26 protein-coding genes, 1 tRNA gene and 2 pseudogenes are annotated in these 25,890 nt (G+C 66.9%); 13 read left to right on the top strand and 16 right to left on the bottom strand.

Features of this window, described 5'->3' with window-relative positions; all coding sequences use genetic code 11:
• Nucleotides 1-179 precede the first annotated feature (179 nt).
• The 4 genes from B8W69_RS10760 to B8W69_RS10745 all read left to right on the top strand — a co-directional run bounded on the left by B8W69_RS10760 (nt 180) and on the right by B8W69_RS10745 (nt 4,603).
• Nucleotides 180-989 carry an FkbM family methyltransferase gene (locus tag B8W69_RS10760; RefSeq protein WP_085289810.1) on the top strand — a complete coding sequence of 270 codons (810 nt, stop codon included), beginning with the start codon at nt 180-182 and terminating at the stop codon, nt 987-989.
• A gap of 108 nt (nt 990-1,097) precedes the next feature.
• Entirely contained in the window at nt 1,098-2,288 is a 1,191-nt protein-coding gene (locus B8W69_RS10755; protein ID WP_085289809.1) for an NAD(P)/FAD-dependent oxidoreductase, read from the top strand.
• Complete coding sequence (locus tag B8W69_RS10750) at nt 2,285-3,196, top strand: RNA polymerase sigma-70 factor (protein WP_085289808.1); 912 nt, start codon at nt 2,285-2,287, stop codon at nt 3,194-3,196. Before B8W69_RS10755 ends, B8W69_RS10750 begins: the two co-directional genes overlap by 4 nt.
• A gap of 108 nt (nt 3,197-3,304) precedes the next feature.
• Nucleotides 3,305-4,603: an aminodeoxychorismate synthase component I gene (locus tag B8W69_RS10745; RefSeq protein ID WP_085289807.1), complete on the top strand. Its 1,299-nt coding sequence runs from the start codon at nt 3,305-3,307 to the stop codon at nt 4,601-4,603.
• Here B8W69_RS10745 and rsmI read toward each other — a convergent pair.
• A complete protein-coding gene (gene rsmI, locus B8W69_RS10740; protein ID WP_085289806.1) occupies nt 4,570-5,406 on the bottom strand; it encodes a 16S rRNA (cytidine(1402)-2'-O)-methyltransferase in 837 nt (278 codons plus the stop codon). The genes B8W69_RS10745 and rsmI overlap by 34 nt on opposite strands.
• Before the next feature lie 24 nt (nt 5,407-5,430).
• On the opposite strand from rsmI, the gene B8W69_RS10735 reads away from it, so the two are divergent.
• On the top strand, nt 5,431-7,026 hold the full coding sequence (locus tag B8W69_RS10735) for a dolichyl-phosphate-mannose--protein mannosyltransferase (RefSeq protein WP_085289805.1): 1,596 nt from the start codon (nt 5,431-5,433) through the stop codon (nt 7,024-7,026).
• Nucleotides 7,027-7,043: 17 nt separating this feature from the next.
• On the opposite strand, the gene arcA is transcribed toward B8W69_RS10735, so the two are convergent.
• Nucleotides 7,044-8,258 carry an arginine deiminase gene (gene arcA, locus B8W69_RS10730; protein WP_085289804.1) on the bottom strand — a complete coding sequence of 405 codons (1,215 nt, stop codon included), beginning with the start codon at nt 8,256-8,258 and terminating at the stop codon, nt 7,044-7,046.
• 88 nt (nt 8,259-8,346) lie between these two features.
• Between arcA and B8W69_RS10725 the strand changes: the two genes are divergently transcribed.
• Nucleotides 8,347-8,943, top strand: coding sequence for an alpha-ketoglutarate-dependent dioxygenase AlkB (locus B8W69_RS10725; protein WP_181447367.1), 597 nt, complete (start codon nt 8,347-8,349; stop codon nt 8,941-8,943).
• A 58-nt stretch (nt 8,944-9,001) separates the two neighbouring features.
• Here B8W69_RS10725 and B8W69_RS10720 read toward each other — a convergent pair whose 3' ends face one another.
• The 7 genes from B8W69_RS10720 to B8W69_RS10690 form a co-directional block, all read right to left on the bottom strand.
• Nucleotides 9,002-9,652: a DUF5642 family protein gene (locus tag B8W69_RS10720; RefSeq protein ID WP_085289802.1), complete on the bottom strand. Its 651-nt coding sequence runs from the start codon at nt 9,650-9,652 to the stop codon at nt 9,002-9,004.
• Nucleotides 9,653-9,679: 27 nt separating this feature from the next.
• Complete coding sequence (locus B8W69_RS10715; RefSeq protein WP_085289801.1) at nt 9,680-10,369, bottom strand: DUF5642 family protein; 690 nt, start codon at nt 10,367-10,369, stop codon at nt 9,680-9,682.
• 55 nt (nt 10,370-10,424) lie between these two features.
• Entirely contained in the window at nt 10,425-11,369 is a 945-nt protein-coding gene (pat, locus tag B8W69_RS10710) for an acetyltransferase Pat (protein WP_110881894.1), read from the bottom strand.
• A gap of 260 nt (nt 11,370-11,629) precedes the next feature.
• The gene (locus B8W69_RS10705; protein WP_085289799.1) at nt 11,630-12,181 is read right to left on the bottom strand and encodes a D-glycero-alpha-D-manno-heptose-1,7-bisphosphate 7-phosphatase; all 552 of its coding nucleotides are present in this window, start codon (nt 12,179-12,181) and stop codon (nt 11,630-11,632) included.
• Nucleotides 12,099-13,148, bottom strand: a complete 1,050-nt coding sequence (locus tag B8W69_RS10700) for a GHMP family kinase ATP-binding protein (RefSeq protein ID WP_342744682.1) — start codon at nt 13,146-13,148, stop codon at nt 12,099-12,101. Before B8W69_RS10700 ends, B8W69_RS10705 begins: the two co-directional genes overlap by 83 nt.
• 122 nt (nt 13,149-13,270) lie before the next feature.
• Nucleotides 13,271-14,395: a M42 family metallopeptidase gene (locus B8W69_RS10695; protein ID WP_085289798.1), complete on the bottom strand. Its 1,125-nt coding sequence runs from the start codon at nt 14,393-14,395 to the stop codon at nt 13,271-13,273.
• Between the two features lie 79 nt (nt 14,396-14,474).
• Nucleotides 14,475-15,677 carry an aromatic ring-hydroxylating oxygenase subunit alpha gene (locus tag B8W69_RS10690; RefSeq protein WP_085289797.1) on the bottom strand — a complete coding sequence of 401 codons (1,203 nt, stop codon included), beginning with the start codon at nt 15,675-15,677 and terminating at the stop codon, nt 14,475-14,477.
• A 58-nt stretch (nt 15,678-15,735) separates the two neighbouring features.
• On the opposite strand from B8W69_RS10690, the gene B8W69_RS10685 reads away from it, so the two are divergent.
• The 3 genes and pseudogenes from B8W69_RS10685 to B8W69_RS31345 all read left to right on the top strand — a co-directional run.
• Complete coding sequence (locus B8W69_RS10685; protein ID WP_085289886.1) at nt 15,736-16,344, top strand: TetR/AcrR family transcriptional regulator; 609 nt, start codon at nt 15,736-15,738, stop codon at nt 16,342-16,344.
• A gap of 44 nt (nt 16,345-16,388) precedes the next feature.
• Nucleotides 16,389-16,535: pseudogene (locus tag B8W69_RS10680) on the top strand (ArsR/SmtB family transcription factor); the annotation flags it as partial.
• A 22-nt stretch (nt 16,536-16,557) separates the two neighbouring features.
• Nucleotides 16,558-16,953: pseudogene (locus B8W69_RS31345) on the top strand (cation diffusion facilitator family transporter); the annotation flags it as partial.
• A gap of 33 nt (nt 16,954-16,986) precedes the next feature.
• Here the strand turns inward: B8W69_RS31345 and B8W69_RS31340 are convergent.
• On the bottom strand, nt 16,987-17,598 hold the full coding sequence (locus B8W69_RS31340) for a cation efflux transmembrane domain-containing protein (RefSeq protein WP_110881892.1): 612 nt from the start codon (nt 17,596-17,598) through the stop codon (nt 16,987-16,989).
• A gap of 197 nt (nt 17,599-17,795) precedes the next feature.
• Here B8W69_RS31340 and B8W69_RS10670 point away from each other — a divergent pair, with 197 nt between their 5' ends.
• A complete protein-coding gene (locus B8W69_RS10670; protein WP_085289795.1) occupies nt 17,796-18,599 on the top strand; it encodes an alpha/beta hydrolase in 804 nt (267 codons plus the stop codon).
• Nucleotides 18,600-18,821: 222 nt separating this feature from the next.
• Here B8W69_RS10670 and B8W69_RS10665 read toward each other — a convergent pair whose 3' ends face one another.
• Nucleotides 18,822-19,085, bottom strand: coding sequence for a hypothetical protein (locus B8W69_RS10665; protein ID WP_085289794.1), 264 nt, complete (start codon nt 19,083-19,085; stop codon nt 18,822-18,824).
• 405 nt (nt 19,086-19,490) lie between these two features.
• On the opposite strand from B8W69_RS10665, the gene B8W69_RS10655 reads away from it, so the two are divergent.
• The 3 genes from B8W69_RS10655 to B8W69_RS10645 all read left to right on the top strand — a co-directional run bounded on the left by B8W69_RS10655 (nt 19,491) and on the right by B8W69_RS10645 (nt 20,618).
• Nucleotides 19,491-19,772 (top strand): three-helix bundle dimerization domain-containing protein, encoded by a 282-nt coding sequence (locus B8W69_RS10655; RefSeq protein WP_181447366.1) that lies wholly within the window; start codon nt 19,491-19,493, stop codon nt 19,770-19,772.
• 250 nt (nt 19,773-20,022) lie between these two features.
• Nucleotides 20,023-20,322 carry a type II toxin-antitoxin system RelE/ParE family toxin gene (locus B8W69_RS10650; protein ID WP_085289792.1) on the top strand — a complete coding sequence of 100 codons (300 nt, stop codon included), beginning with the start codon at nt 20,023-20,025 and terminating at the stop codon, nt 20,320-20,322.
• Complete coding sequence (locus B8W69_RS10645) at nt 20,319-20,618, top strand: HigA family addiction module antitoxin (RefSeq protein ID WP_085289791.1); 300 nt, start codon at nt 20,319-20,321, stop codon at nt 20,616-20,618. The genes B8W69_RS10650 and B8W69_RS10645 overlap by 4 nt, the downstream gene beginning before the upstream one ends.
• A 613-nt stretch (nt 20,619-21,231) precedes the next feature.
• Here the strand turns inward: B8W69_RS10645 and B8W69_RS10640 are convergent.
• The 5 genes from B8W69_RS10640 to B8W69_RS10620 all read right to left on the bottom strand — a co-directional run bounded on the left by B8W69_RS10640 (nt 21,232) and on the right by B8W69_RS10620 (nt 25,879).
• Nucleotides 21,232-22,362 (bottom strand): FAD-dependent monooxygenase, encoded by a 1,131-nt coding sequence (locus B8W69_RS10640; protein WP_133057988.1) that lies wholly within the window; start codon nt 22,360-22,362, stop codon nt 21,232-21,234.
• A gap of 229 nt (nt 22,363-22,591) precedes the next feature.
• A complete protein-coding gene (locus B8W69_RS10635; protein ID WP_085289789.1) occupies nt 22,592-23,341 on the bottom strand; it encodes a glucose 1-dehydrogenase in 750 nt (249 codons plus the stop codon).
• Nucleotides 23,342-23,807: 466 nt separating this feature from the next.
• A tRNA-Ala gene (locus B8W69_RS10630) sits at nt 23,808-23,880 on the bottom strand.
• A gap of 50 nt (nt 23,881-23,930) precedes the next feature.
• The gene (gene sepX, locus B8W69_RS10625; RefSeq protein WP_085289885.1) at nt 23,931-24,998 is read right to left on the bottom strand and encodes a divisome protein SepX/GlpR; all 1,068 of its coding nucleotides are present in this window, start codon (nt 24,996-24,998) and stop codon (nt 23,931-23,933) included.
• Nucleotides 24,999-25,225: 227 nt separating this feature from the next.
• Complete coding sequence (locus B8W69_RS10620) at nt 25,226-25,879, bottom strand: GNAT family N-acetyltransferase (RefSeq protein ID WP_181447365.1); 654 nt, start codon at nt 25,877-25,879, stop codon at nt 25,226-25,228.
• Between the last annotated feature and the right edge of the window lie 11 nt (nt 25,880-25,890).

The raw sequence follows: 25,890 nt of genomic DNA, 5'->3' as shown, positions 1-25,890 counted from the left end.
CTTGTGCGTCTATCCGGCCCCGGAGGCAGGCCACGAATTGGCGTATCGCAGCGTAGCACGAGCGGCGCAGCGCAGCCCGATGCTTGCTGCGCGACTCCTCAGCACCGCGCGCCGCAAACCACCGTACGGGCAGCGTCTACTACGCTGGTGATCCAGCAAATCGCACGGGAGACCATACGATGCCCGCCACACGTTCGGCCAAACGTTGGCTCGCGCCTGCGGCAAAGACACTGGCACCCCGCCTGTTCTGGGGACGCAAATACCGCATCCTGCGACGACTCGGCGAATCCCGCCCCGACGTGCGGCTGGCGGCTTCCCTATGCGACCCAGCCCGGATCTCGCTGGACATCGGAGCAGATGTCGGCGAGTTCACGATCGCAATGTTGGGGTCTTCACTGTCGGTGATCGCGTTCGAGCCCCGGCCGGCGCAGGCACGCGATTTGGCCTCGATGTTGAAGGCAGTTGGCGCCGCGGCCCGGGTGGAAGCGGTCGCGCTGTCGGATAAGCGCGGCACGACGTCCATGCGCGTGGTCGCGTCCGAGCCAGGCCGCAGCACGATCGACAGCAAGAATGCACTAAGCGACGTAAATGGCAGCGAAGTGCAGAGCATCGACGTGCCCGTCACACGACTCGACGACTTGCATCTGGACGACATCGGCATGATCAAGATCGACGTGGAGGGTCATGAACTGGCCGTCTTGCGTGGCGCCTCGAAGACTCTCGTGCGTAATCGACCAGTGGTTCTCCTGGAAGCCGAGGAACGCCATCGCACCGACGCCGTCGCCGAGATCAACCAGTTTTTGAACGGGCTCGGTTTCTCGGGTTACTTCGATCGCGGTGACGCGTGGCTGCCGATAGAGGAGTTCGACCCCGCTCAGCACCAAAACCCAGCCAATCTGGGCAACCGGGTAAACGACTGGGCTCCTCGAGGCGTCTACGTGAACAGCTTCAGTTTCTTTCCAAAAATGGTTGAACAGCAGGTCAAGTAGCCCCCACGGCCGTCTCCGTGAGACGGGTCACAATTGGGGGCGAGCGTGTCACGCTCGGCGGGTCTGCGGTGTCTCAAGGGCACAGGTCCTCACGAAAAGGAGACAGCCATGAAGGCCCCCCAAAGAACCCATGTCGTCGTTGTCGGCGCCGGATACGCCGGAACACTGGCGGCCAACCATCTGCGGCAGCGCCCGGACATCGACATCATCGTGGTGAACCCGCGGTCGGTCTTCGTCGAGCGAATCCGCTTGCACCAGTTGGTTGCCGACACCGGAACGGCGACCGCCGACTACGCGAGTCTGCTCGGCGAGGGGATCCAGCTGATCGTCGACTCCGTCGATCACATCGACACCGCCGGTCGCCGGGTCGCGCTGGCCACCGGCGCCGAGCTGACCTATGACTACCTGATCTACGCGGTGGGGAGCACCGGCGCCACCGCGACCGGGGCTGCCGCGGTGCCCGGCTGCGCCGAATTCGCGCATTCGGTGGCCGACCTGGAAAGCGCGCAGCGGCTGCACTACGCGCTCACCGATCTGCCGCTGCCCGCAGCCATCACCGTGGTCGGTGGCGGGTTGACCGGCATCGAGACGGCCGCCGAGCTCGCCGAGAGCGGGCGCCCGGTGACCCTGGTCTGCGGCCCGGTGCTCGGTCCGTCGCTGAGCAAGAGGGGCCGGCGCTCGGTGGCCAAGCGGCTGCGGCGCCTGGGTATCAACGTGCTGGAGTCCGTGGCGGTGGCCGAGGTGCGCTGGAATGAAGTAGTGCTCACCGACGGCGTGACGCTGCCCAGCGCGGCGACCATCTGGACGGCCGGATTCGCCGTGCCGGACCTGGCCGTGCGCAGCGGGCTGCACACCGACCCGATGGGCCGGCTGCTCACCGATGAGACGCTCACCAGCATCGACGACGAGCGCATCGTGGCCGCGGGTGACGCCGCCGCGCCGTCCGGCCAGCCGTTGCGGATGAGCTGCCAGGCCGCAGGCCCGATGGGCGCCCAGGCCGCCAACACCGTGCTCGCCCGCATCGCCGGCGACGCCCCCGCGGCGCTGAGCCAGGCGTTCGTCGGGCAGTGCGTCAGCCTGGGCCGCGCGCACGCCACCTTCCAGATGGCGCGCACGGACGACACCCCGGTGAACATGTTCCTCGGTGGGCGGGCGGCGGCTTCGCTCAAGGAGGCGGTCTGCAAGGGCACGGTGTGGTCGATCCGGCGGGAGGCGGCCAAGCCCGGTTCGTATCGCTGGATCAAGGGCGGCAAGCGGCCCGCGCAGTCCCCGGTCGACGCGGAGGTCGTTGCGCCATGACGCAGGCACCGGCCGGCAGCGAGCACGCCGAACGGTTCACCCTGCTGCGGCCACTGCTGTTCACCATCGCCTACGAGATGCTGGGCTCGGCGACCGAGGCCGACGACGTCTTGCAGGACAGCTATCTGCGGTGGGCGGGGGTCGACTTGGCGACGGTGCGCGACACCAAGTCGTACCTGGCCCAGCTGGTCACCCGCCAGGCGCTGAACTCGCTGCGGGCCGGTGCCCGCCGGCGCGAGGATTACGTGGGGCCGTGGCTGCCCGAGCCGCTGCTGCTGGACGCGCAGGATCCCTCGGCCGACGTCGTCCTGGCGGAGTCGATTTCGATGGCGATGCTGGTGTTGCTGGAGACGTTGAGTCCAGACGAGCGCGCGGTGTTCGTGCTGCGCGAGGTGTTCGGGTTCGACTACGTCGAGATCGCCGAGGCGGTGGGCAGGCCGGCGCCCACCGTGCGGCAGGTTGCGCACCGGGCGCGCGAACACGTGCGGGCCCGGCGCAAGCGCTTCGACTCGGTGGACCCCGAACGCAACGCCGAGATCACCGCGCAGTTCCTGGCCACCGCGGCCAGCGGCGACGTGGAAGCGCTGATGACGATGCTCGCCCCGGACGCCACCTGGACGGCCGACAGCGGCGGCGTGGTGAGCGCCGCCCGCCGGCCGGTGGTCGGCGCCGAGAAGGTGGCCCGCGCGATCGCCGGCCTGATGCGCCGGGCCGCGGCCCTCGGCACGATGCGGGTGGACATGGTGACCTGCAACAGCGCCCCGGCGGTCCTGCTCTACCTCGGCGAACAGCTCGAGGGTGTGATCACGCTGGAGATCGCCGAGGGCAAGATCACCAATTTCTACGTGATGCGCAACCCGCAGAAACTGGCCGCGCTGGCCACCGCGCGCGACATCAGCCGCGGCTGACCGTGGCGATCGCAAACGCGGCGTAGCCGGGTGCAGCGGGTCGCCACCATCCGACCCCCGGGCGGGCGCCGCGGGTGCGAAACGCCGCCGCTCTGTCAAGCTAGGGCTGTGCGAATCAACCGGCTCGGCGATCTTGGCGCCGCACCCCTGGTGCTGCGCGCCGTGGGTGACGCCACCCGCCGGCTCGGTCTGCCGCCGCCGGCCGCGCTGACCGGCGAGTGGTTCGGCGCCCTGGCGGTGATCGCGCCGAGCCTGTCGGTGCGCCCGGTGCATGCCGACGACGCGTTCGCGGTCCAGGCGTCGCGGACACCGGAGCCGCACGCGGTAGGCGGCGGCTGGATCGGTTACCGGTCCTACCCCGACCCCGGCGCCGGCGCCGGCGCGCAGCCCAACCGCATTCCCGAGGCCGCCGGCGGCTGGACCGACTGCGTGCTGCGCCGCGACCGCGACGGGCACTGGTGGTACGAGAGCCTCTCCGGCGCGCCGATGCCGAAGTGGCTCGCCACCGCGCTGGCCGCACCGGCGGCCGCGCCGCGCGAATGCCACATCGATTGGGGCATCGTCGACCGGGCGGCGCATCGCGACGGGGTGCTGGCCTGCCTGGAGGCCATCCGCGCCGGCGAGGTCTACCAGGCCTGCGTGTGCACGCAGTTCACCGGGACGGTCACCGGCGCCCCGCTCGACTTCTTCATCGACGGCGTCGAGCGCACCTCCCCGGCCCGGGCGGCCTACGTCGCCGGCACCTGGGGCGCGGTGGCGTCGCTGTCCCCCGAGCTCTTCCTGCAGCGGCGCGGTGCCGTCGTCACGTCCAGCCCGATCAAGGGCACCCTGCCGCTGGATGCCTGGCCGGCGGCGCTGCGCGCGTCGGCCAAAGAGGTCGCCGAGAACATCATGATCGTCGACCTGGTCCGCAACGACCTCGGCCGAGTCGCGATCGTCGGCACGGTGACCGTGCCCGAGCTGCTGGTGGTGCGACGGGCCCCCGGCGTGTGGCACCTGGTGTCGACGGTGTCCGCGCAGGTCCCCACCGACTTGCCGACTTCGGCGCTGCTGGACGCCACCTTCCCGCCGGCCTCGGTCACCGGGACGCCCAAACACCGTGCCCGCCAACTGCTCTCGCAGTGGGAGCCGAATCGTCGTGGAATATATTGCGGCACAATGGGATTGGCCTCGCCCGTGGCCGGCTGCGAGCTGAACGTCGCCATCCGCACCGTCGAATTCGACGCCGCGGGCGCCGCCGTGCTGGGCGTCGGCGGCGGGATCACCGCCGACTCCGACCCGGACGCCGAGTGGGCCGAATGCCTGCACAAGGCATCCCCGATCGTCGGGCTGCCGTCCGTCGCCGCGAGCCCGGGCCGGCTGACCGCGCGGCCTCAGCCGCGCCGGGACTGCAGCACCGCGTCGTAGAGCTGGCGCGAACGCACCCCCGGGTGGGCGGCGGCCACCTCCCCGCAGGCGTCCTTGACGCGGGTGCCGCCCGCGACCAGTTCCTCAACCTCGACGACCAGCGACGGCAGGTCTGCACTCGGGGTGGCGCCGGCAAGCACCACGGTGATCTCACCGAGCACGCCGTCGGCCGCCCACGCCGCCAGCTCGTCGAGCGACCCGCGCACCACCTCCTCGTGCACCTTGGTCAGCTCCCGGCAGACCGCCGCCCGGCGTGAGCCGCCCAGCCGCTCGACGGCGTCCTGCAGGCAGGCGGACAACCGGCGCGGAGATTCGAAGAACACGCAGGTGCGCCGCTCGTCGGCCAGTGAGTCCAGCCAGGTCCGTCGCGCCGCCTTCTTGCGCGGCGCGAATCCCTCGAAGCAGAACTTCTCGGCCGGCAGGCCGGACAGGGCCAGCGCGGTCGTCACCGCCGACGGCCCCGGCAGGCATCCCACCGGCAGTCCGGCCTCCACGCAGGCCGTCACCAGCCGGTAGCCGGGGTCGCTGATCAGCGGCATCCCGGCATCGCTGACCACCAGCACCGTCGCGCCCGCGCGGATCGCCTCAATCACCGACTCCGCCCGGGCGTTCTCGACCTGGTCGAACATGCTGATGACCCGACCGGTGATCCGCACCTCGAGGGCCTTGGCCAGGGTGCGCACCCGGCGGGTGTCCTCGGCGGCCACCACATCGGCTCGGGCCAGGGCATCCAGCAGGCGGGGGGAGGCGTCCGACGGCTGGCCCAGGGGGGTCGCGCCCAGCAACAGGCGGCCGGTGGTCATGACCGACAGCCTACGATCGACGTGATGACCGCCCCGCCCCGCGAATCCCCCTTGACCATGGAGGGTGCCGAGCAGGAGAGCGTGGTGCCCGTCGTCAGCCCCGGACCGCTGGTGCCGGTGGCCGATTTCGGCCCGACCGATCAAATCCGCGGCTGGGTGGCGACCGGGGTGATCACGCTGGTGGCGGCGGTGACCCGGTTCCTGAACCTGGGCTCCCCCACCGACGGCGGCACCCCCGTCTTCGACGAGAAGCACTACGCGCCGCAGGCCTGGCAGGTGCTGCACAACCACGGCGTGGAGGACAATCCCGGGTTCGGCCTGGTCGTCCACCCACCGGTCGGCAAGCAGCTGATCGCCCTCGGCGAGGCGATCTTCGGCTACAGCGGCATCGGGTGGCGGTTCACCGGCGCGCTGCTCGGTGTGGTGATGGTGGCGCTGGTGATGCGGATCGTCCGGCGGATCAGCCGCTCGACGCTGGTGGGCGCCATCGCCGGGGTTTTGGTGATCTGCGACGGCGTCAGCTTCGTCGCCTCGCGGACCGCCCTGCTCGACGGCATCCTGACGTTCTTCGTGGTTGCGGCGTTCGGCGCGCTGATCGTCGACCGCGACCAGGTTCGGCAACGGATGCACATCGCGTTGCTGCAGGGCCGCAACGCCGACACGGTGTGGGGCCCGCGGCTGGGCGTGCGGTGGTGGCGCTTCGGCGCCGGGATCCTGCTCGGATTGGCTTGCGGCACAAAGTGGTCCGGCCTGTACTTCGTGCTGTTCTTCGGAGCCATGTCGCTGGCGTTCGACGTGGCCGCGCGGCGTCAGTACCAGGTCACGCGACCCTGGCTGGGGACCTTGCGGCGCGACCTCGCCCCGACCGTGTATGCGCTGGCCGTCATGCCGGTGCTGGTGTATCTGGCCAGCTACGCACCGTGGTTCGCCTCCGAGACCGCCATCGACCGGCATGAGGTGGGCCAGACGATCGGCCCGCATCCGGTGCTGCCGCTGCCCGACGCCATCCGATCGCTGTGGCACTACACGGCCAAGGCGTTCCAATTCCATGCAGGCTTAACGAATTCCGCCGGCAACTACCACCCCTGGGAATCGAAACCGTGGAGCTGGCCGATGTCGCTGCGGCCGGTGCTCTATGCCATCGACGAGCAGAATGTCGCCGGATGCGGCGCCCAATCCTGCGTCAAGGCCGAGATGCTGGTGGGCACCCCCGCGATGTGGTGGCTGGCCGTGCCGGTCCTGGTTTTCGCGTTGTGGCGCACACTGGTCCGGCGCGACTGGCGTTACGCCGCGGTACTGGTCGGCTACTGCGCCGGCTGGCTGCCCTGGTTCGCCGACATCGATCGGCAGATGTACTTCTTCTACGCGGCGACCATGGCGCCGTTCCTGGTGATGGCCATCGCGCTGATCTGCGGCGACATCCTCTACACCCCGGGCGCCCCGCCCGGGCGGCTACGGCTGCAGGCGAACTCGGAGCGGCGCACGCTGGGGTTGATCGCCGTGTCCTGTTACGTGGCCTTGGTGGTGACCAACTTCGCGTGGCTGTTCCCGGTGCTCACCGGCCTGCCGATTTCGCAGCAGACGTGGAACATGGAGATCTGGCTGCCCAGCTGGCGCTAGCTTTTGCCTTGGCGTCGCTACCGCAGCGGGTCCCGGGCGACCGGACACGACATGCACCGGGGCCCGCCGCGGCCGGTGCCCAGTTCGGACCCGGCGATGGTCAGCACCTCGATGCCGGCGTCCTGCAGGCGAATGTTGGTCTGCACGTTGCGCTCGTAGGCGACCACCACACCGGGGGCGAGCGCCAGCGTGTTGTTGCCGTCGTCCCACTGCTCGCGCTCGGCGACGACGGGATCGAGCCCCGTATCGATGACCCGCAACTTATCGACCTCCATCGCCTTGGCTGCGGCCTCGAGGAACGGGGCCTCGTCGCTGATCGCGACGCCGTCGGGTGTGCGCGCAATGGTGAACGCCGACAACGAGTCGACGATGTTGGCGTACATCACCACCGTGTCGGTGTCGACCATCGTGCACACCGTGTCCAGGTGCATCTGGGCGCGCCGCTGAGCGATCGGCACCGCGAGCACCGTGTTCGCCAGGTTGTCGTCAAACAGGCTGCGGGCCAACGCTTCCGCGCCGGCCGGAGTGGTCCGCTCGCCGACCCCGACGGCGACCACGCCGGGCGCCAGCAGCAGCACATCACCGCCCTCGACGGGGGCGGTGCGCGACTCGTAGGCACGCCGCACGCCGGTGAACCGCGGGTGATGGGCGTAGATGAGGTCGGTCAGCGACGCCTCGCGGATGCGGGCGCGCAACGCCAGCGTCGGGATCACCACCCGCTGGCCGATCCAGATGGACGAATCGCGGGTGAAGACCAGGTTGGGCAACGGGTCGATGACGAAATCGCCGCCGTGGTGCATGCGCAGCACCAGCGACACGTCGGTCCGAGTGTCCGACGGCAACTCGTTGAACGTCATCCCGGCCATCAGCACCTGGGCCAGCCGGGCCGGCGCGAGCCCCCGCAGGTAACCCGAAAGTTCCTGCGCCAACGGCACTCCGAGCCGCCGTGCGTCGACGGCGGCCGCGACGCCCTGCATTCTGGCGGCTCCGCTGTGCGTCAGCGCCTCGGTGAGCAGCTCCGACAACAGCAGCACCTCGACGCCGCGGGACCGCAGCAGCGCGGAGAACTGGTCATGCTCGTCCTGCGCGCGGGCGACCCAGGGCAGGCCGTCGAATAGCAGCTGGTCGACGTTGCGCGGATGGAGGCGGAGCAGCTCGGCCCCGGGGCGGTGCAGGATGACCACGCGCAGCGCGCCGACCTCGGAATTGGTGCCCAGCTCAACAACACCCACAGGTCAACCGTAGCGGCGTCGCCAGGTCCCGCCACACGCCCGTCGCGCGCCCCGCGCGATCGAACGGATGTGCGATAAACTCGGTCGCGTGGAGATCGCGGTCCAAGGCTCCCTGTTCCAGCACACCGAGCGCAGGCAACTCGGTGACGGCGCGTTCATCGAGATCCGTGCCGGCTGGCTCACCGACGCCGATGACCTGCTGGACGCCCTGCTGTCGACGGTGCCGTGGCGCGAGGAGCGCCGGCAGATGTACGACCGGGTCGTCGACGTGCCGCGGCTGGTGAGCTTTCACGACCTCACGCTGGGCGAGCCGCCGCATCCCGAGCTGGCCCGGCTGCGGCGCCGGCTCAACGACATCTACGCGGGCGAGCTCGGTGAGCCGTTCACCACGGTCGGGTTGTGCTGCTATCGCGACGGCTCGGACAGCGTGGCCTGGCATGGCGACACCGTCGGCCGCAGCAGCTCGGAGGACACCATGGTGGCGATCGTCAGCCTGGGCGCCACCCGCTCGTTCGCGATGCGGCGCCGCGGCGGCGGCCCGTCGCTGCGGCTGCCGCAGGCGCACGGCGACCTGCTGGTGATGGGCGGATCGTGCCAACGCACCTGGGAGCACGCGGTGCCCAAGACGACGGCGTCCGTCGGCCCCCGGGTGAGCATCCAGTTCCGGCCGCGCGGCGTGCGCTAGACCCGGTCGCAAGCGCGGCGACAGCCGGGCGCAGCGATCGCCTCCATCGAGCCGAGCGTCAGGTGCGCACCGCGGACACCGCTTTGACGAGCAGGTCGCGCGCCCGCTGGGTGTCCACCGGCGCAACGGGCTGATTGGGAAGCACCAAGGGGTTGGCGATGACGATCACCTGGTAGTCGCCGAACGCGGCCGAATAGTCGTACAGCTCACCGGTGCGTGGACCGCCGGGTGTCAGCGCCTGCATGACCCGATGCACGCCCAGCGTGCGGGTGCTCTCGATCTGCGGCACCTCGACCACCTGAACACCGCCCCTCATCTGCGGCCCGGTGAAGGTCACCTTGTTGCAGTCCTTCCCTGGATCGTTGAACGGCAACGCTTTTGAGGTCTCCAGCGCGATCACCACGAACCGGTTGCCGCGGCCCTCGGCAGTGACCGCGGACATGTTGCCCTGCAGGTCCGCCGGCATGTCCGGCCCGGCCGCCACTTTCGCGCAGTTCGCCGGGTCGAACGTCAACCCGTCGGGCAGTTTCCGGCCCGCCAGCAGCTTGGGATCGATTCCCCGTTCGCTGATGTCGCTGACCTTGAACTCGGGTCCGAAGTTGGACTTCACGTCGACGACCTTGCTGATGTCGACCTTTGCCGAGTGAGTGGGCGAAGAGCAGCCGGCCAGGACGCAGCCAGCCGCGACCGCGAGCAACATCTTGGACATCGTGGCCAATCTACCCAAGCGGGTAGCTCAACTGCGCAACGTGGACACCGTTTTGGCGAGCAGATCCGCGGCGAATTGCGGCGGCAGCACCGGAAGCGCCGAACCCGGATCGGTGGTCAGCGTCGTGAACGCGTAGTAGTTGCCTAGGTACGCGGTGAATGTGTAGGTGCGCGAATCTATTTCGGTGCCCGACTCGACGGAGGACTTCACGTCTGCCACCATGCCGACGGTGTCGGCACCATCGACGTGCGGCGCGTCGGTGAGGTGGACGTGCACCACGGTGCGCCCGGCGGACTCCGACCACTGCGGACACGAGGTGAGCAGGTCGTCCGGGAAATCAACCGGCTCAGGCAAAGCCACCACCACCGCGTCGACGATGCCGCCGCTCCCCGATCCCGACACGCCCTGCGCCGACTGGTCGCGCCCATTCCCGGGATCGGCCAGCGTCCCGCACTTGGCCGGCTTGGCCTGCAGGTCGTCCCCCAGGCTCCAGATCACCCTCGGTGAGGCCGCGCTCGGGATTCCTGTGGTCACCTCGTAACCGGGCGGCAGATCCCGAACGACCCGTTTGATGTTGGCGGGGTTGACGGCAACGGCGCTGGGTGGAGCGGATTTCGTGGGTTTGGCCGACGGCGCATGTGCCGGTGAGTGACCGCACGCGGCGATGACCACCGTGAGCACGGCAGCCAGCGTCGGACCAATCCAGAACGGCCGCATGAGGAGTTGATAACACAACACGCGACCGCACCCGTCGTCCCACGCCCGCGCGGCCTCAGCCGACCGCCGCGATCACCTGCCGGGCCACGCGTTTGATCTGCTCGACCTCCTCACGCCGCAGGTGGCGCGGGCGGGGCACGTCGATCACGGTGGTGATGACGCCGATGTCTTCGCGCTGCCAGACGGCGCCGTAGCGGTCCATGATCGCGCGCATCGGCCCGTTGTCGGAAAGCATTCGCACGGAGAACCTTTCGACGCCGTCGACCTCGGCGGCGATGGACAGCGCGCTGATCAGGAAGGTGCCGATGCCGCGGCCCTGATAGGCGTCGGCGACGGTGAAGGCGATCTCGGCGACCGTCGGGTCGTTCGCGTCACGCACGAAGCGCGCGTCGGCCACCGGATCGTTGCCGTCGGTGACCACCCACACGAAGTGATCGACGTAGTCGACCTCCGACAGGTAGTGCATCAGCGCCGGGGTGGGAAGCCGCGGGGTCATGAAGCGTCGATACAAGGTGTCGCTGGAGAAGTAGACGTGTCCGTGCACGGTGCGCTCGCTGTCGCCGGGCAGCACCGGGCGCAGCAACAGCACAGTGCCGTCGCGCACCCGGATCGGGATCGGCGTGATGAACGCGGCGAGACGCTGGCGCACGGTGCGCAGCAGCCGCGGCGTGATGCCGGGAATGTGCACCAAGCTGGCGAAGGCCCTGGTGTCACCGATCCAACCGGTCAGCGGTTCGGCGGTGGTCACCGTCGCGGTCCGGGGAATGTCACGCAGCAGGGCGATCTCGCCGACGATCATGCCCGGGGACGCATGCTCGACGATCACCACTCCGTCGTCACCCACGTGGGTGATCTCGGCGGTACCCGACGAGATCAGCAGAAACGAGACGGCCTGCTCCCCCTGCCGCATCAGCACCTGGCCGGCCGCGGCGCGCAGTGGCTGCAGGCGGCCCGCCAGCGGCGCGAGGTCTTCGGCGGGACAGCCTTGGAAGATGTCCATCGTCGCCAGCTCGTCCACCCGGGCGCCGGTCAGTCCGGCCACCGCTATAGACCGCCGCCCGCAGCATCAAGACAGCCCTCAGCGCGTCGCGGTGATGCCATGACCTACCCGCCTGCTTGCCGTCGTCTACCGTGCCGGGCCGAACCCCCCGGATGCGGTCGGATGTTGCCAGGTTATGAGCACCGCTGCGGCTGCGGCAAGGATGCGGGGCAAGTCGCCGCATCGCGCGCCACCTGTCGAGGCCCGCTGAGCAGCGAGAGTTAGCCGGCTCGGGCGCTCAGAATCAATTCGACCGCGGCGGACAGGTCGTCGACCACGAAGTCGGCGTCGACGGCTTCTCCGCCGCCCGGGCGGAGCAAGATGGTCGCCACTCCGGCCGCCCTGCCCGCCATCATGTCGATGTCGGTGTCGCCGACCATGACCGCCTCAGCCAGGTCGAAACCGTGCTCGCGCGCCGCGCGCACCAACATGCCTTCCAGCGGCTTGCGACAGTCGCAGCTGTTCGCCGCGTGCGGACAGTGGTAGGCGGCATCTAGCCGGGCACCTTCGCGCGCCAGGATTTCGCCGAGGCGCCGCTGCGTGGCGGCGAAATCTGCTGGCTCGGCGACCTTTTCCGACAACCAGCGCTGGTTGGTCACCAGCACGGTCCGCAGTCCCGCGGCGTTCAGCGTGGCCAGCGCCCTTGCCGCGCCGGGCAACAGCACCAGCTCAGCGGGTGTTCGGATGTATTCACCCTCGGCGGCCTTGACGTTGATCGTGCCGTCGCGGTCCAGGAACACGGTGCGCACGGTGCGCAGCTCGGGTGCGGCCATCGTCGCTGTCAGGAAGGCCTGGGAAACAGTGCCGCTTCGACCATTTCGCAGATGGAGTGGCCCAGGTGCAGGCATGCCTCCTGGATTCGCCCGGTGTCGTGGCTGGGCATGCGCCGTTCTTCCGGGCGAGGTCGTAGAGGTCGTCGATGCGCTCGTTGGTGATGTAGGGCGACATGCGTTTCTTCTGATTCCAGGCCTCGCCGAGCAGCGCGCCGAAGTCGTTCAGCTTGCCGGTCAGCAGCGCGGCCTTCATCGCGATCGCCAGATCCTTCTGGGCCCGCAGCCCGGCCAGGGTGTCGTCGGAACCCGTTGTGGCGCGCCGGGTTTGGTCCTCGATCACGCGCGCGGAGTCGCGGGTGATCCCCGTGTAGCACAGCAGCAGGCTGAGCTCGAGTTCGAAGGCGGTCTCGTCGCGGATCCGCAAGGGGTTGACGATCACCCGGTCGGTGAACTCGATGAAGTTGAAGCCGCCGAATGTCGCGGCGTACATGTCCTGCAGGCCGCCCGCGATGCCCAGGTCGTCGCGTTCGATAGCGCACGCCAGCTGAGCGGTCTCGTACTCGCCCATCGGCACCCGGTAGTGCTCGGCTAGCAGGCCGGTGAGCGCGACCATCATCGTCGACGACGAGCCCAGGCCGGAGCCCGGTGGAGCGCTGGAACGCAGCACCAGGTCGTAGCCATCCGTGCCGTCGCGGCCGAACCTGCGCACCGCAGCCTTGATCAGGTCGAGGCTGCCGTCGCAGAGGATCTCGCTGTCCAGCGTCATCTCGTGCGTGGTCTTGAAGTCCACCGACTCGATGCTGACCCGGCGATCGGTACGCGGCGCAAGCGATCCCTGGGCGTAGCGATCGATGGTCGCCGATAAGACGCAGCCACCTTCGGTCGTCGGGAACGGCGGGACGTCGGTGCCGCCTCCGGCGAACGAGATCCGCAGCGGCGCTCGTGCGCGAATTCGTGGGCGTGTCACGGGGATTCGCTTTGTTCCGGCAGCGAATTTCGAGAGACCACGCCCGCCACGTGCTAATCCCATCGTTCGGCGTCCTGAAGCGTCGCCAGCCTAACAGGGTGATTAGCGCGGTCGTCGCGTTTTCAGGCGATCTTTTGACTCCGCTGCAGCACGAAATCGACCACGATCGCGGCCATGTCGTCGAGCGCACGGCGGGCGATGACCTCGTAGCCGTGGGTGCTGAGCGTGGGCAGGCACAGCAGGCCGGCGCGGGCGGTCAGCCCGTACGCCTTGGCGTGCGAGGCATCGGATTCGAAGGCGCCCAGCGCGGCCGGCTGCGGCGACAGCCCCAGATCCGTGGCGATCTTCAGGAGCCGGTCGGCGACCTCCTTGTCGTAGATGCACAACGCGTCCATGTAACCGATGATCGGACCGCCGGTGACGCTGGTGTTGTATTCGCGTTCGGTGGGGCCGACTTCGAGGGCCAGGGTGAGGTCGCCAGGTAGGTGAGAGCTGGCGTAGGTACCCCCCACGCCACCGATCTCTTCGTTGGTGGTGAACACGATATAGACGTCGTCGGCGGGTCGTTGCCCGCGCTCGTGCAGCACACGCGCGGCCCGCAGCAGAGCAGTCACCGCGGCGCGGTCGTCGAGGAAGTAAGCGCCGACGTAGTCGCCGATCTCGACCAGATCCCTCTTGCTGCGCTCCACGCACACCCGAGTGCCCGCGTGCACTCCCGCGGCGCTCAGCTCCTCGGTGCTGCGTCCGGTGAAGACGTAGACGTGCTGCCAGTCCAGCGCCCGGTCGCCCTGATCGGGCTTGGTCTCCCAGATCCTCGGGCTCTCGATGGTGGTGTGCTCGGAGCCGAGAGTCAGTACCGCGGTGAGGGTTTCGTTGTCACCGAGGACGGCGACCGGGCCCAGGCCGAAGTTGCCCGGATACATTGTCCCGAGCTGCGTCAGATGCAGTGTGCCATCGAATTCCACGCGCTTGACGATCATGGATATTTCGTCCATGTGCGCCATCACCCGCGTTGCGGTTCCGGGATCCGACGTCGTCCGGTGGCGGTGGTCGTGCGCACCGGCACCGGCGGCCGAGGGGTCGGCGGCGATATATCCGATCAAGTTTCCTGCGTCGTCGGTCCACATGTCGTCGACCACGGGTTGCAGTTCGCGGGCGCAGACGGCGCGTACCGCGCCCTCCTGGCCGGGCGGCCCGTAGGTTCCAACGAGTTCTTGCAGCAGGTCGTCGGTGTAGTCGTGCGCCATCGGGTCCTCTCCGTCTTCGGTTCAGAGGATCAGTACCCGCGCTGGGGTGCGGCTACCCAACCGGGAGCAACGACGCCGTTCAGGCCAGTGCCACGCCCAGTTCCTGCGCGAACACCTTGATCATGTGCTGGACGGCGATTTCGTTGCGTCCGATGATCATGTGGTCGTGCTGGCCGTGCCGGACTCCCTCGCCGCACTGGGGCAGCATGGCGAAGTCCTCGTCGCGCACGGCCGCGTGCACGCCTTCGAAGACCGTGTCGTAGGCCGCTCTCATCTCGTCGTTGGTGGCCGGGATGCGTCCCATCCAGCTGTGCCGGACCGTGCACCGGGTCGGTTCACCAGCGGGCAGCATGTCGATGATCTCCACGCCCACCGGGCTGTTGGCCAGGATGAGGTTCGGATACACCCAATAGATCACGCCCATGTTCGTCGAGGGGTCCAGCGACGCCGTGGGGTCGGTGTCCGCGTTGGTGATCCAGGTGAACGGAAACCCGATGCGGTGATGCTTGCCGAATTCGTCGTAGACCATCGTGTTCGCCAGGGTGTTCTGCCCGATGAGGCTCTCGCCGTGCACGTACGGGAAGTGATAGCCCTCGGCGAAGGCTTCCAGCGCGCCCTTCCAGGACACCTCGGACGTGAATTCGCGTTGCGCGTGGTAGCCGTACGACTCGTAGTTCCACAGCGCCAGTTCGGTGCCGAAGTCACCGAGGTGGGCGTCGAGGTCGATGGTCGCGTCGGCGGTCAGCACCGCCCAGATGAACCCGTGCCGCTCCTCGGAGGGCAGCTCCACCAGGCCGTAGTCCTTGGTGTCCATCGAATCGAAGCCGGCCTTGCCCGGGACGGTGAACAACTCGCCGGTGTTGCGGTACGTCCAGGCGTGATACGGGCAGACGAACCGCGAGGCGTTGCCCGAGCCGCAGGCCGGCATCGCGCCGCGGTGCCGGCAGTAGTTGAGTAAGACGTGGCTGGCGCCGGTCTGGTCACGGGTGACCAGCAGCGAGTCACCCAGCACCGAACGCACGACGTAGTCGTTCTTATTGGGCACCTGGGCCGACGGGACGATGGCCAGCGGCACCCGGCGCAGAATCTGGGATTCTTCGATCTCGGTGATCTTGGGATCGCGGTAGTAGTGCAACGGCACCCGCAGTTCACGTTCGGCCAGGTCGGTCGTCTTTTCCCGCGCGTGACGCAGGCCCCGCCGCGTCAGCGTCTCGTCGGTGCCGCTCACCGGCTTGTCGATCGTCGTCACCCTGGTCTCCTTCACCTCGATGCTTCGGACCATACAATCACTATCGTTTGTATTGTCAAGACCTTCGGCCGGCGTGTGCGACGATCACGCCATGCGCCGGCACGGCTGGTCGGGTGACATCCCGGCCGATGACGATGAGGCGGTCGCACGCATCCTGGGCGCGACCCGCAGTGCCATCGATGCGCGCGGAACCGTGAGCGTCTCCGAGGTCGCGTCGACGCTCGGCGTGACGCGGCAGACGATCTACCGGTACTTCCCCACCCACGAGGCGCTACTGGGGTCGACGGCGCTGTCCGCCGTCGACGGGTTCTTGGATCGCCTTGCGGCGCACCTGGGTTCGATCACGGATCCCACTGAGGCGGTGGTCGAGGGCATCGCCTACACGTTCGAGCAACTCGCGCACGACAAGTACCTCGGCCTCGTCTTCCAGCCCGGCAAGGCCAGCGCGTTCACCGCGGGCGTCACGTCCGACATGGCCATTTCGTTCGGCCGGTCGATCCTGCAGCGGTTCGACGTCGATTGGGCCGCAGCGGGATTCGCCGAGGGCAGGCTCGACGAGCTGGTCGAGATCATGCTGCGCACCGTGCAGTCACTGATCGTGGACCCGGGCCGTCCGCCGCGCACCGGACGGGAGCTGCGACGGTTCCTCGAGGACTGGATCGCGCCCTCGGTGCGCGCCCACGCCGCCGTCGAGCGGTGAGCGGTCAGCGGCTAGGCCGTCGTACCGGCGGCCCCGAGACGCGCGACGCCACCCGGCTCCGGGTGTTGTATGCGCTGACCGAGGGCGAGTCTTCGGCCAACGAGCTCGCCGAGAAGGTGGACAAGCCCGCACCGTCGGTCTCCCAGCACCTGGCCAAGCTGCGGATGGCCCGGCTGGTGCGCACCCGGCGAGCCGTCGCACGACGCCGCCGACAGCTCGCTGGCGGTGCTCGTCGGGGCAGCCCGTGTGGCACTGGGGTTTCCGCTGGCCGACCCGATCATCGGCCTGGTTATCGCGCTGGCCATCCTGGCCGTTTTTCGCACGGCCCTGCGTGACGTGTTCCGCCGTCTGATCGATGGCGTCGACCCCCGACTGGTTGACACGGCCGAGGCCGTCTTGGCGGCCAGGCCCGGGGTGCTGTCGGTGCACGGTGTGCGGATGCGCTGGATCGGCCATCGACTGCATGCCGATGCCGAACTCGACGTCGACCCGTCGCTGAGCCTGGCCGACGCGCACCGCATCGCCCACGACTCCGAACACGATCTGATTCACGCGGTGCCGAAGCTCACCACCGCGATGATCCACGCCTACCCCGCCCACGAGGGAACGCCACAGAGCAGCACCGCCACAGCGCGTAGGCCGTCAGCGATCCTCGGGTGCGGAGTCGAAGAAGATCTCCTTGACCTCGCACACCGCGTAGAAAAACAGTACGTAGCCGGCGAGGGGGTCGGCCCACCACCAGCCGATGAGGCTGTTCAGCAACAGACCGCCGAGCACCGCGGCGGCCAGCACGCCGTCGATTAGGGTCACCCGGCCTTCGGTGGTGAGCACCGGATTGCCGAGCGCGGCGCCGGTTCGGGCCTTGCCGGCCGCGAGCGCGAACATGACCGCGGCCGTGATCGCCGTCCAGGCGATGCCCAATGACGAGTGCTCGGGCCGATATTGAGCGACCAGGACGAAAGTGGACTGCACCAGCAGGTAGAGTGCCAGCGCCGCGAACCCGACACCGATGAGACGCAACGCAAAACGTCGGCGGACCGCGCCGGTTCCGGAGAGTTCCCAAACGACGACGAGTGAGGCGGCGATTTCGATCAGCGAGTCCAGGCCAAAACCGGCCAGTGCCACCGATTTAGCCCGGATGGCCGCTACCGCGAGGATGCCGACGCCCACCACGTTCCACGCCAGCGTCGCGTATTCAAGGGCGAATCCGCGCCGCAAGAGGGACCGGCGGACGGCATCGTTGAGCTGGCTCATCGGAACCAGTGTCACATGCCAGCGCTGATGACCCGGACGGGCCGCAGAACGGTGGGCAAGCCGCGAGCACTGCCGTGACAAACGCTTTGAAACTTAAGAGGACATCAACGGCAACAGTAATTTCAGCGCGCGGGTCGACCCGCCGGCAAATGCAGCAATCTCGACAATCCGGCGGCGGCAGGTGCCATCCTTTGGGCATGTCCGAGGCCCAGCAAGTTGTTCTGATCCATGGCAACTGGTCCCGCGGAGAACAGCTGGCCGGTCTCCGCGCCGCTTTCAACGAACGGGGCTTCACCGCGCACACTCCGACACTGCGCCATCACGAACTGCCGATCCATGAGGGTGCCAGCAAAATCGCGTCCCTCAGCCTGCGGGACTACGTCGGCGACCTGTCGGCATTCGTCGGTGCGCTCGAAACGCCACCACTGTTGGTCGGCCACTCGATGGGCGGCCTGCTTGCGCAACTGGTCGCCGCACGCACACGTCACATCGGGTTGATAGCGGCATGTCCAGCCCCGGCCGCCGGCATCGCGGGTTCGACACCTGCGAATAGGCGCATGTCGATGCCGTGGTTCTTACGGCCTCGCGCCTGGGCCAAGCCGGTGCCTCCGCCCACATACGAGCGATTCCGCCAATGGGTGGCCAACACCCAATCCGAGGACACCGCGCGCGAGATTTACGACGGCCTGGTCTGCGACTCGGGCCGCGCGCAATGCGAGATGCTCCTGGCGACACTCAAAATTTCCAAGACCACTCATGTAGACGCTGCCGCGGTGAACACGCCCGTACTGGTCATAGGCGGCGAGCGCGACTTGATCGTGCCCGCAGGGGTTTTGCACCAGACAGCGGCTCAATATCAGCGCGCCGACGTCATCCAGATACCGAACGCTGACCACATGGTCTTCTCCGGGACTTGCCTGCCCATAACCATGAGCTACATCGACGAGTGGCTTACGAGGAATCAGCTTCATCCGAGGCGCAGCACTACCTCGCCCGACTAGCGAAGTGGCGTGCTCAAACTCTGTGGAGCTAAGGGGCATCGAACCCCTGACCTACTCGATGCGAACGAGACTTCCTCGGCGTTTACAGGGCCAAGCTACGTTGGTTGCCCGAGAAATGCCTACTACCAAGAGTTCGAAATCGCGTACCAGCCCGACGTGCCAATCCCCATTGTGAAACTTCGCCGGCCTGCTTAATCATCGTTTCAGTGGAGTTTACGGAATTCACCTGTACAGTGCTTGCGCAATCGTCATCGCATTCAGCCGCCTCAAAGCACTTTTGCTGAGTTCATAGTGGTCGTTGATTAATGTCTGGACATCTTTCTTGTTGAGGTACTTGGTGGGGCCAGTCACGGGGCACTTGCTTTGTATCTTGAGATACACCGAATCGATTTCGGTGTTGTATTTGCGCGCAAATTCCCGGACTTGCTGCTGCTCATCAAGCGGCAGATCCCAGGCCCTGACTAAAGGTTGATGCTGAATAGTCAACTGCTGGTTGTCATTCCGTTGAACGGAGTTTTGGTTCTGGGTGCATGGCGATAGCCATGTCGTACGCGCAGCGACAATCCGCTGACCTTGAAGGGACAGCCGGAGGGATCATGCGACCGAGGGGCCATGACGGCTCTGTAAGCAGATGGCAGATCATCCAGGCAATGGAGTTGATCCGTGCGTTGCGCGTTCAACTGGTCGAGATGACGAGACGGCTAGCTTGGCTGGAACGCCAGGATGTCGCGGGTAGGAAAGACCGGGCACGCGCACAGCCTTGAAGCCGCTGAGCTGCGCCGCGACATTAAAGAGGCACACCTTCACATTGACCGGCTACAGCGGCGTTACCTGAAAACCAACTAGCAAGCATCAGACCGGTACCAACGCCGGTTCGTGGACCGTATGGTTATGAGCGTGCCTCAAGAAGAGCGGGCACAGATCGATGCGGTAGAGCGTCGTCTTATGCAAAAGTACGCGGAGTTTCCGCATGACCATGTCGCCGGCGCCGTCCAACACGCCTATGCGCGGTTCAACAAAAGCAAGCTGCGCGATTTCGTTCCATTGTTGGTCGAGCGCCGCGCCAGCCAGGAGTTGGCCAAGTCAGCGGACCACCGCGCGCTAACCCGGCCAGGCGCTCCTCAACAAGCTCCGGCTCGATGGCGGTTTGCGTTGAGCCTGACCCGGCGGTAGACGGACGCGCGTCGTGCCGCGAAACCCGCCCGAACTTGCTTCAGCAGGTGAACGCCAGGGTGTGCTTTCAGGGTAGTTACGCCGCTGCGCTCGGCAATCGGTGTGGAACGGGAGCGCCGCGGTCCGCCTCTGAATAGTTGTCGGGCCGCCCCTACTCTGCTAGAGGGCGGCCCGACTATTGAAACTGGGTGGTTTGAAATTAAAATAGTCTCGATTGACGTTAGTAACGTAAAGCGTTAGCATCGAGCACGTGATCCGCTCGTTCAGCGACGGCGACACTCAGAAGCTCTGGGAGCTGCGATGTCCGAGGGGGATCAGTAAGGAGCTGGCGAAGGCGGCTCGCCGGAAGATGCAGATCCTCGATGCCGCAGAGAACATCAACGACCTACGAGTTCCTCCGGGAAACCGCTTGGAGAAGCTTCAGCCACCGCGGGAAGGGCAGCACAGCATCCGCGTTAATGAGCAGTACCGCATCTGCTTCACATGGAGCAACGGGGGCGCAGATGACGTTGAACTCGTCGATTACCACTCAGAGGAGATGGGACGATGACCGATTTTGCACCAACCCACCCCGGCAAGATCCTCGCCGAGGAGTTCCTCGGACCGATGGAAATTTCCGCGTACCGTCTCGCCAAGGAGATCGGCGTACCACAGACGCGCGTGAGTGAGATTCTTGCTGGCAGGCGCGGAATCACCGCCGATACTGGACTGCGACTGTCGCGAGCCCTGGGCCTTAGTGACATGTTCTGGATCAACCTGCAGGCACGCTACGACGCCGATCTTGTTCGCGTTGAGAAGAGCGAGGAGCTGGGACACATTCACCCTTTGGCCGCATGCGGGATCTAAAAGCTGGCCCCAGTCATGTTCCCTGCCACGATTTCACCCTGGCAGTACCGGGTTTGCGCGGCCTATGAGACTACGAGAACACCTTGGGGCTATTCAAGGCCACGAGCACGTTCAGGCGCTTACGCCGCGCATATGCATACTGCGTGCATAGCCGTGGTGCCCTGGGTACAGTTTGCCTTGCAACAAACTACGGTTACGGCGTAGACGCTGTTACGGTGCGCCAGAGGCATTTTCACTGGCAGAGGCGGTGTTTGCGAGTTTGCTAGAGCCCTGACCTGGTTTGCTGCGAAAGGTCAGCTTGCCGCTGGTCAGATTTCTGACAGGTGATAACTGCAGGTCAGGGGTGCTATTTGCTGGGAGTGCGCCAAAACTCGCCCGAAAATGATTCCCGGTAGATTTGCTAGCCGTCCCACAAAAATTGCCGCGACCTCTGGCCCGTCCGGATGGTCGCTGTCAGAGATTTGCACCCCTCCCCGACGCCATTTAACGAAGCCGCCGAAAGGCGAATCACCGGACGGCAGCCTTGGTCGCCGCGTAGACGTCACGCGATCCACCATCACCGCGACCCACCATGGCCAGTCGGCAATCTCCACCCACGCGGCCGTCTTGATCGTCACTCAGACGTTCTTAAGAGGTCCAGGGCCGCCCGCTCCACGTCGTAGTTCACCACCCAGGGATGGCCGAGGCTTACCGCTAATGCGGAGTCCTCTCGGATTCCGTTTGTGCGGGCGTACTGCTGAATTCGCGCAGTGCGATCGAGTCGCAGCCTCTGGTAGCGCAGCAGGGCTTGCGGGACATCGGTAGCGGTGGCGCCGCGCAGCAAGGTGGCCAACGCCATTGCGTCTTCGAGTGCCTGATTGGTGCCTTGTGCCATGTGCGGCAGCATTGGATGGGCCGCATCACCGAGTAGGGCAAGTCGGCCAAGTACCCAGCGCGGCAACGGGTCGCGGTCATAAAGCCCGAACACCGATGTTGTGTCAACTGCAGTAACCAGTCGGCGAACTTGCGGGTTCCAGTCGGCAAACTCCGCAGTCAACTCAGCGGGACTCGCTGCGTTGGAGGAGGTTTCGCCCGTCTGCTCGTTAGCGGGAACGACGCCCACATAGTTGATCAGCTCACCGGCACGTACTGGGTAGGTCATGAGGTGTTTACCCTCGCCTCCCCATGCCACCAGATCGTGGGGCCAGTCCGGCAACTGTGCCCCCGGGATGAGGCCACGGTAGGCCACCATGCCGGAGAACACCGGCTCGGTGGGCTCGACGACATAACGTTGCAAAACCGAATGAATGCCGTCGGCGGCGATGACGACGTCCGCCTCCACAGTGACTCCATTGTCGAAACTCACCGCTGCGACCTCGTCGTTTTGCGCGAAATCGATGCACCGCCATCCGGCGTGCACGACATCGTCGGGTAAGGCCCCGGCAAGGACAAGCTGCAGATCGCCGTGGTGTATTCCCAGTGGCGTGGCCTCACGGCCGTATCTTTCAACTGAAACCAGCGTCCCATCAGGCGCGTAAAGACAAAAAGCGCTCAAGGGCGTGCCGATCCGGCTGACCTGCTGGCGCAGGCCCAGCCGATCAAGGATCTTTAATCCGTTGGGATACAGCGCAATTCCGGCCCCAATCTCGCCGAGCTGGTGGGCCTGCTCGTAGACCCGTGCCTGCATCCCATATGCGCGCAGCGCCAAAGCCGCCGACAGTCCGCCCAGACCACCACCGACAATGGCCACCCGCAATACGGTCATCAGCACTCCTTCCCCGCTCCTCAACGCAACTGCGTGGACACCGTGACGGCCGGGCGCCCCTGCTCACTGCGGTGAAGCGATGGCCTGGCTATACCCGTCGTATCGGGGCATGGCCGATAGACGCACCGCCGCCGACGAACAGAGCCTCTCCGGTGATGAACGCACCGCTTCGACCGCACGGGTGTCGATAGGCCCCCGGTGCTGCACGCCGCGCGCCGGCGGGACGCGCTTACTGCGCGCAGACCCCACCATCAACGGGCAGCGTGTGGCCGGTGACGTAACTCGCTTCGTCGGACAGCAGCCACACCACGGCGCCGGCGATCTCGTCTGGCTGCCCGATTCGCCCCATCGGTACGAAAGCGGCATAGCTGTGCGGGTCGCCGCCTGTCCCTTTCACTAGTAGAGCCGTCTCAATCGGTCCGGGCGCAACCGCATTCACCCGAATGTTCTGCTTGGCGTAGTCCAGAGCCGCCGCTTTGGTCATGCCGGTGACGGCATGCTTAGTGGCGGTGTACAACGACCAGCCGGGATAGCCGTTCAATCCGAAGATCGAGGACGTGTTCACGATCGCCCCTCCACCGGTCTTGAGCATTTGCTCGATCTCGTACTTCATGCAGTAGAACACTCCCTTGATATTCACGTCGAACAGCAAGGTTGCCTTCTCGATGTCTTGCTCGTGTAGCGGGACCTGTTCGCCCTCCGTCCCGGCGTTGTTGTGGGCGATGTCCAAACGGCCAAATTCACTGACGGTCCGCTCGACCAACGCCCTGGCATCGAGAGGTCTGCTCACATCGGTCGGTTGGAAGACAGCCCGGCCCCCGCCCCGTCGGATGGCCTGAACCACCCGCTCTCCCTCGGCGGCGCCCCGGTTCCCGATAACAACGGCGGCTCCGGCCCTCGCCATCGCCATGGCCGCCGCCTCGCCAATACCCGATCCGCCGCCCGTCACGATCGCCACCTTGCCCGTCAAGTCAGCCATCCTCTTCTCCTCCGATCTGAACAGCCAGCGGGTTATGCCTGGAGAATTGAGAACCGTTGCCACGCGAGGCGCCGGTCGCGCGGTGTGATCTCCCGACGGGGAACCCCGCTATGGTCGCGCCTTGTGCACATTGTCGATCAAGTCTCCTGTCATTGCTCCAATGCCAGCTGAGCGCGGTGCACATGATCAATCCCACACCACGCTCCGCTGCGTTCCGTCGCAGCAATGATCTCGAAAGCGTTGATCGGGCCGACTCGGTTCACCAGATCCTTGAACCGGACCGTTTTGGCATGGTCGTCGAACGAGAGCGACGACTGCTTGCCTCTACCCGGAACAGCACCGACGTATACGCACTGCCGTTCTGCGGGTGGGCAACGGCAACAGCGCCATGCGGGCAGGGTACGCCCGACGTTGACCACAGTGTGGCCCAGCAAACTGCTAAACGCTGTGTCCTGCTCAAACTCTGTGGAGCTAAGGGGAATCGAACCCCTGACCTACTCGATGCGAACGAGTCGCGCTACCAACTGCGCCATAGCCCCTGACCGCTAGCAGGCTACCAGCCGCGGCACCAACTACCGAACTGCCAGGACTATTCGCCGACGGCGCGCGGCAAGTCCCGCGGCCAGCCGAATGTCCGCATCGCCATCGCGTAGTCCAGGTGCTCGAAGACGGGGTCCTCGTCGTCGATTTCCAGGACCACCGCGCCGGGGCGTCGCAGCCGCGACGGGACCACGTCGTAGTCGCGGTCGTAGGCGTTCTCCACGCCCAGCCGCGCCCGCGCCATCCGCTTCATCCGGCGGTTGCGCACCTTTTCCTCGATGCGCGTCTGGCGCCGCAGGTAACCCAGGTACATCAGGGTGATCGCGGTGGCGGTGCCGCACACCCACCAGGCGGTCGGCGAGATCTTGAAGGCCGCGGTGGCCGAGCCGACCAGGAAGACCGCCATCACTATCAGGACCTTCTTGCGGAAGGCGTACTTGCGGGCGCTGACCGCGGCGGCGGTCTTGTTGTCGAACCGGCGCCGCCGCGAGGAGTTGCGGGGCATCGGCGCCGGCGCCTCCTCGTCGGCGTCGGCAGCCTCGGCGGCGGGCTCCAGACCGGACGAGTCCTCGACGTACTCGTAGCTGTCCTCGTAATCGTCCTCGTCGTCGCGTTCGGCGACGGCCTCGGTGTCCGCCTCGTCCTCTTCGATCGGCTCGATGTCTGCCGTCTCCGGCTCAGCGGCAGAACCGCTGGCCCCCACCGGAAGTACGTGGGAATCCTCGACCACATCGACGTCGAGGTAGTCGGGCTCGGTGGGCTCGGCGACGGCCATTCTCATCACGACCGGGCGCCGACGGCTCAGCTCGTCGGTGTCGGCGTCGTCGTCCGCCTCGTGGTCGCGGTCTTCATCCTCGGAGAGGTCGCGCTCCTCGTCGAGGTCGGTGTCGGCCGACTCTTCCGGTGGCGTCCAGTCGGGGTCGCTGCGGTGCCCGGCGGCCGGACCGCTGCGCTTGATCAGCCGGGAGTTGCCCCCGCCGTTGAGCACCCGGGTCGCCAATGCCACGTCGCTGGTGCGCCGCACCGCGTCGCGCTTGCTGACGAGCATCGGCACCAAGACGAACAGCCACAGCACCACGAGCGATATCCACAACAATGACTGCGGGATGCTTGGCATGATGACCTGCTCTCTTCGGTGTCCATCCCCCGCGAAGCCCATTGGTGGCCAACGCGGCCGGGTCGTACTGACCAGGACAATTACACACCTGTAATTTGCCTCTCACAAGCACCACGAGTCACTCGTGTCGCGCCAGTCCCAGAACGGCAACGATTCGGTCTCCCCCGCGAGCCGTCGGAGACCCCGAGTGAAGGTCGGCGAAATCCGCGCCTCGGCCGGCGATGCGGTCACACCCAGCTGGCGTTACCGGCGCGGACCAGCGCCGATGCCACCGATCCGCTCACCTCTTCCACGGTGATGGCCATCAGCAGGTGGTCGCGCCACGCCCTGTCGACTTCCAGGTAGCGCTGCAGCAGGCCCTCCTGGCGGAAGCCGACTTTGGCCAGCACGGCCCGACTCGCGGCGTTTTCCGGACGCACGGTCGCCTCGACCCGGTGCAACATCACCGGGCCGAAACAGTGATCCAGCCCCAGCGCCAGCGCCGCGGTGGCCACGCCGCCGCCGGTGGCCGATCGCGGCACCCAGTAGCCGATCCACGCCGACCGCAGCGCGCCGTGGGTGACATTGCCGATGGTCAGCTGGCCGCAAAAGTGGCCGTCGAGCTCGATGACGTAGGGCAGCATCCGCCCCTGCCGCGCCTCGGCGCGCAAACCGGAACACAGGGCCGGCCAGGCCGCCATCGCGTGACGGGTCGTCCAATCACCCTCGGAACTGGGCTCCCACGGTTCGAGATGCGCACGATCGGTCAACCGGATCCGGCTCCACTGCGCGCCATCGCGCAGCCGCACCGCCCGCAACCGCACGACGCCGGCCGGAACCCGCAGTGGCCCAACGCTCATGGGCCACCCTGGATGACGGGAATTGGCGCGCAACAGGTTCACCGTGTGTGAAG

It is taken from the genome of Mycolicibacterium vulneris, assembly GCF_002104765.1.
Taxonomy (GTDB): domain Bacteria; phylum Actinomycetota; class Actinomycetes; order Mycobacteriales; family Mycobacteriaceae; genus Mycobacterium; species Mycobacterium vulneris.
The sequence above is the reverse complement of the archived record's forward strand: the minus strand, read 5'-3'. Positions and strand labels throughout refer to the sequence as shown.

What these genes read in the sequence shown, in the direction of transcription:
- B8W69_RS10750 (WP_085289808.1), top strand. Translation starts at nt 2,285, where the DNA reads ATGACGCAGGCACCGGCCGGCAGCGAGCACGCCGAACGGTTCACCCTG.
- B8W69_RS10670 (WP_085289795.1), top strand. Translation starts at nt 17,796, where the DNA reads ATGTCCGAGGCCCAGCAAGTTGTTCTGATCCATGGCAACTGGTCCCGC.
- B8W69_RS31340 (WP_110881892.1), bottom strand. Translation starts at nt 17,598, where the DNA reads ATGAGCCAGCTCAACGATGCCGTCCGCCGGTCCCTCTTGCGGCGCGGA.
- B8W69_RS10705 (WP_085289799.1), bottom strand. Translation starts at nt 12,181, where the DNA reads ATGGCCGCACCCGAGCTGCGCACCGTGCGCACCGTGTTCCTGGACCGC.
- sepX (WP_085289885.1), bottom strand. Translation starts at nt 24,998, where the DNA reads ATGCCAAGCATCCCGCAGTCATTGTTGTGGATATCGCTCGTGGTGCTG.
- rsmI (WP_085289806.1), bottom strand. Translation starts at nt 5,406, where the DNA reads ATGACCACCGGCCGCCTGTTGCTGGGCGCGACCCCCCTGGGCCAGCCG.
- B8W69_RS10655 (WP_181447366.1), top strand. Translation starts at nt 19,491, where the DNA reads ATGAGCGTGCCTCAAGAAGAGCGGGCACAGATCGATGCGGTAGAGCGT.
- B8W69_RS10640 (WP_133057988.1), bottom strand. Translation starts at nt 22,362, where the DNA reads ATGACCGTATTGCGGGTGGCCATTGTCGGTGGTGGTCTGGGCGGACTG.
- B8W69_RS10690 (WP_085289797.1), bottom strand. Translation starts at nt 15,677, where the DNA reads ATGGTCCGAAGCATCGAGGTGAAGGAGACCAGGGTGACGACGATCGAC.
- B8W69_RS10715 (WP_085289801.1), bottom strand. Translation starts at nt 10,369, where the DNA reads ATGCGGCCGTTCTGGATTGGTCCGACGCTGGCTGCCGTGCTCACGGTG.
- B8W69_RS10755 (WP_085289809.1), top strand. Translation starts at nt 1,098, where the DNA reads ATGAAGGCCCCCCAAAGAACCCATGTCGTCGTTGTCGGCGCCGGATAC.
- B8W69_RS10645 (WP_085289791.1), top strand. Translation starts at nt 20,319, where the DNA reads ATGACCGATTTTGCACCAACCCACCCCGGCAAGATCCTCGCCGAGGAG.
- pat (WP_110881894.1), bottom strand. Translation starts at nt 11,369, where the DNA reads ATGGACATCTTCCAAGGCTGTCCCGCCGAAGACCTCGCGCCGCTGGCG.
- B8W69_RS10685 (WP_085289886.1), top strand. Translation starts at nt 15,736, where the DNA reads ATGCGCCGGCACGGCTGGTCGGGTGACATCCCGGCCGATGACGATGAG.
- B8W69_RS10695 (WP_085289798.1), bottom strand. Translation starts at nt 14,395, where the DNA reads ATGGCGCACGACTACACCGACGACCTGCTGCAAGAACTCGTTGGAACC.
- B8W69_RS10635 (WP_085289789.1), bottom strand. Translation starts at nt 23,341, where the DNA reads ATGGCTGACTTGACGGGCAAGGTGGCGATCGTGACGGGCGGCGGATCG.
- B8W69_RS10760 (WP_085289810.1), top strand. Translation starts at nt 180, where the DNA reads ATGCCCGCCACACGTTCGGCCAAACGTTGGCTCGCGCCTGCGGCAAAG.
- B8W69_RS10720 (WP_085289802.1), bottom strand. Translation starts at nt 9,652, where the DNA reads ATGTCCAAGATGTTGCTCGCGGTCGCGGCTGGCTGCGTCCTGGCCGGC.
- B8W69_RS10735 (WP_085289805.1), top strand. Translation starts at nt 5,431, where the DNA reads ATGACCGCCCCGCCCCGCGAATCCCCCTTGACCATGGAGGGTGCCGAG.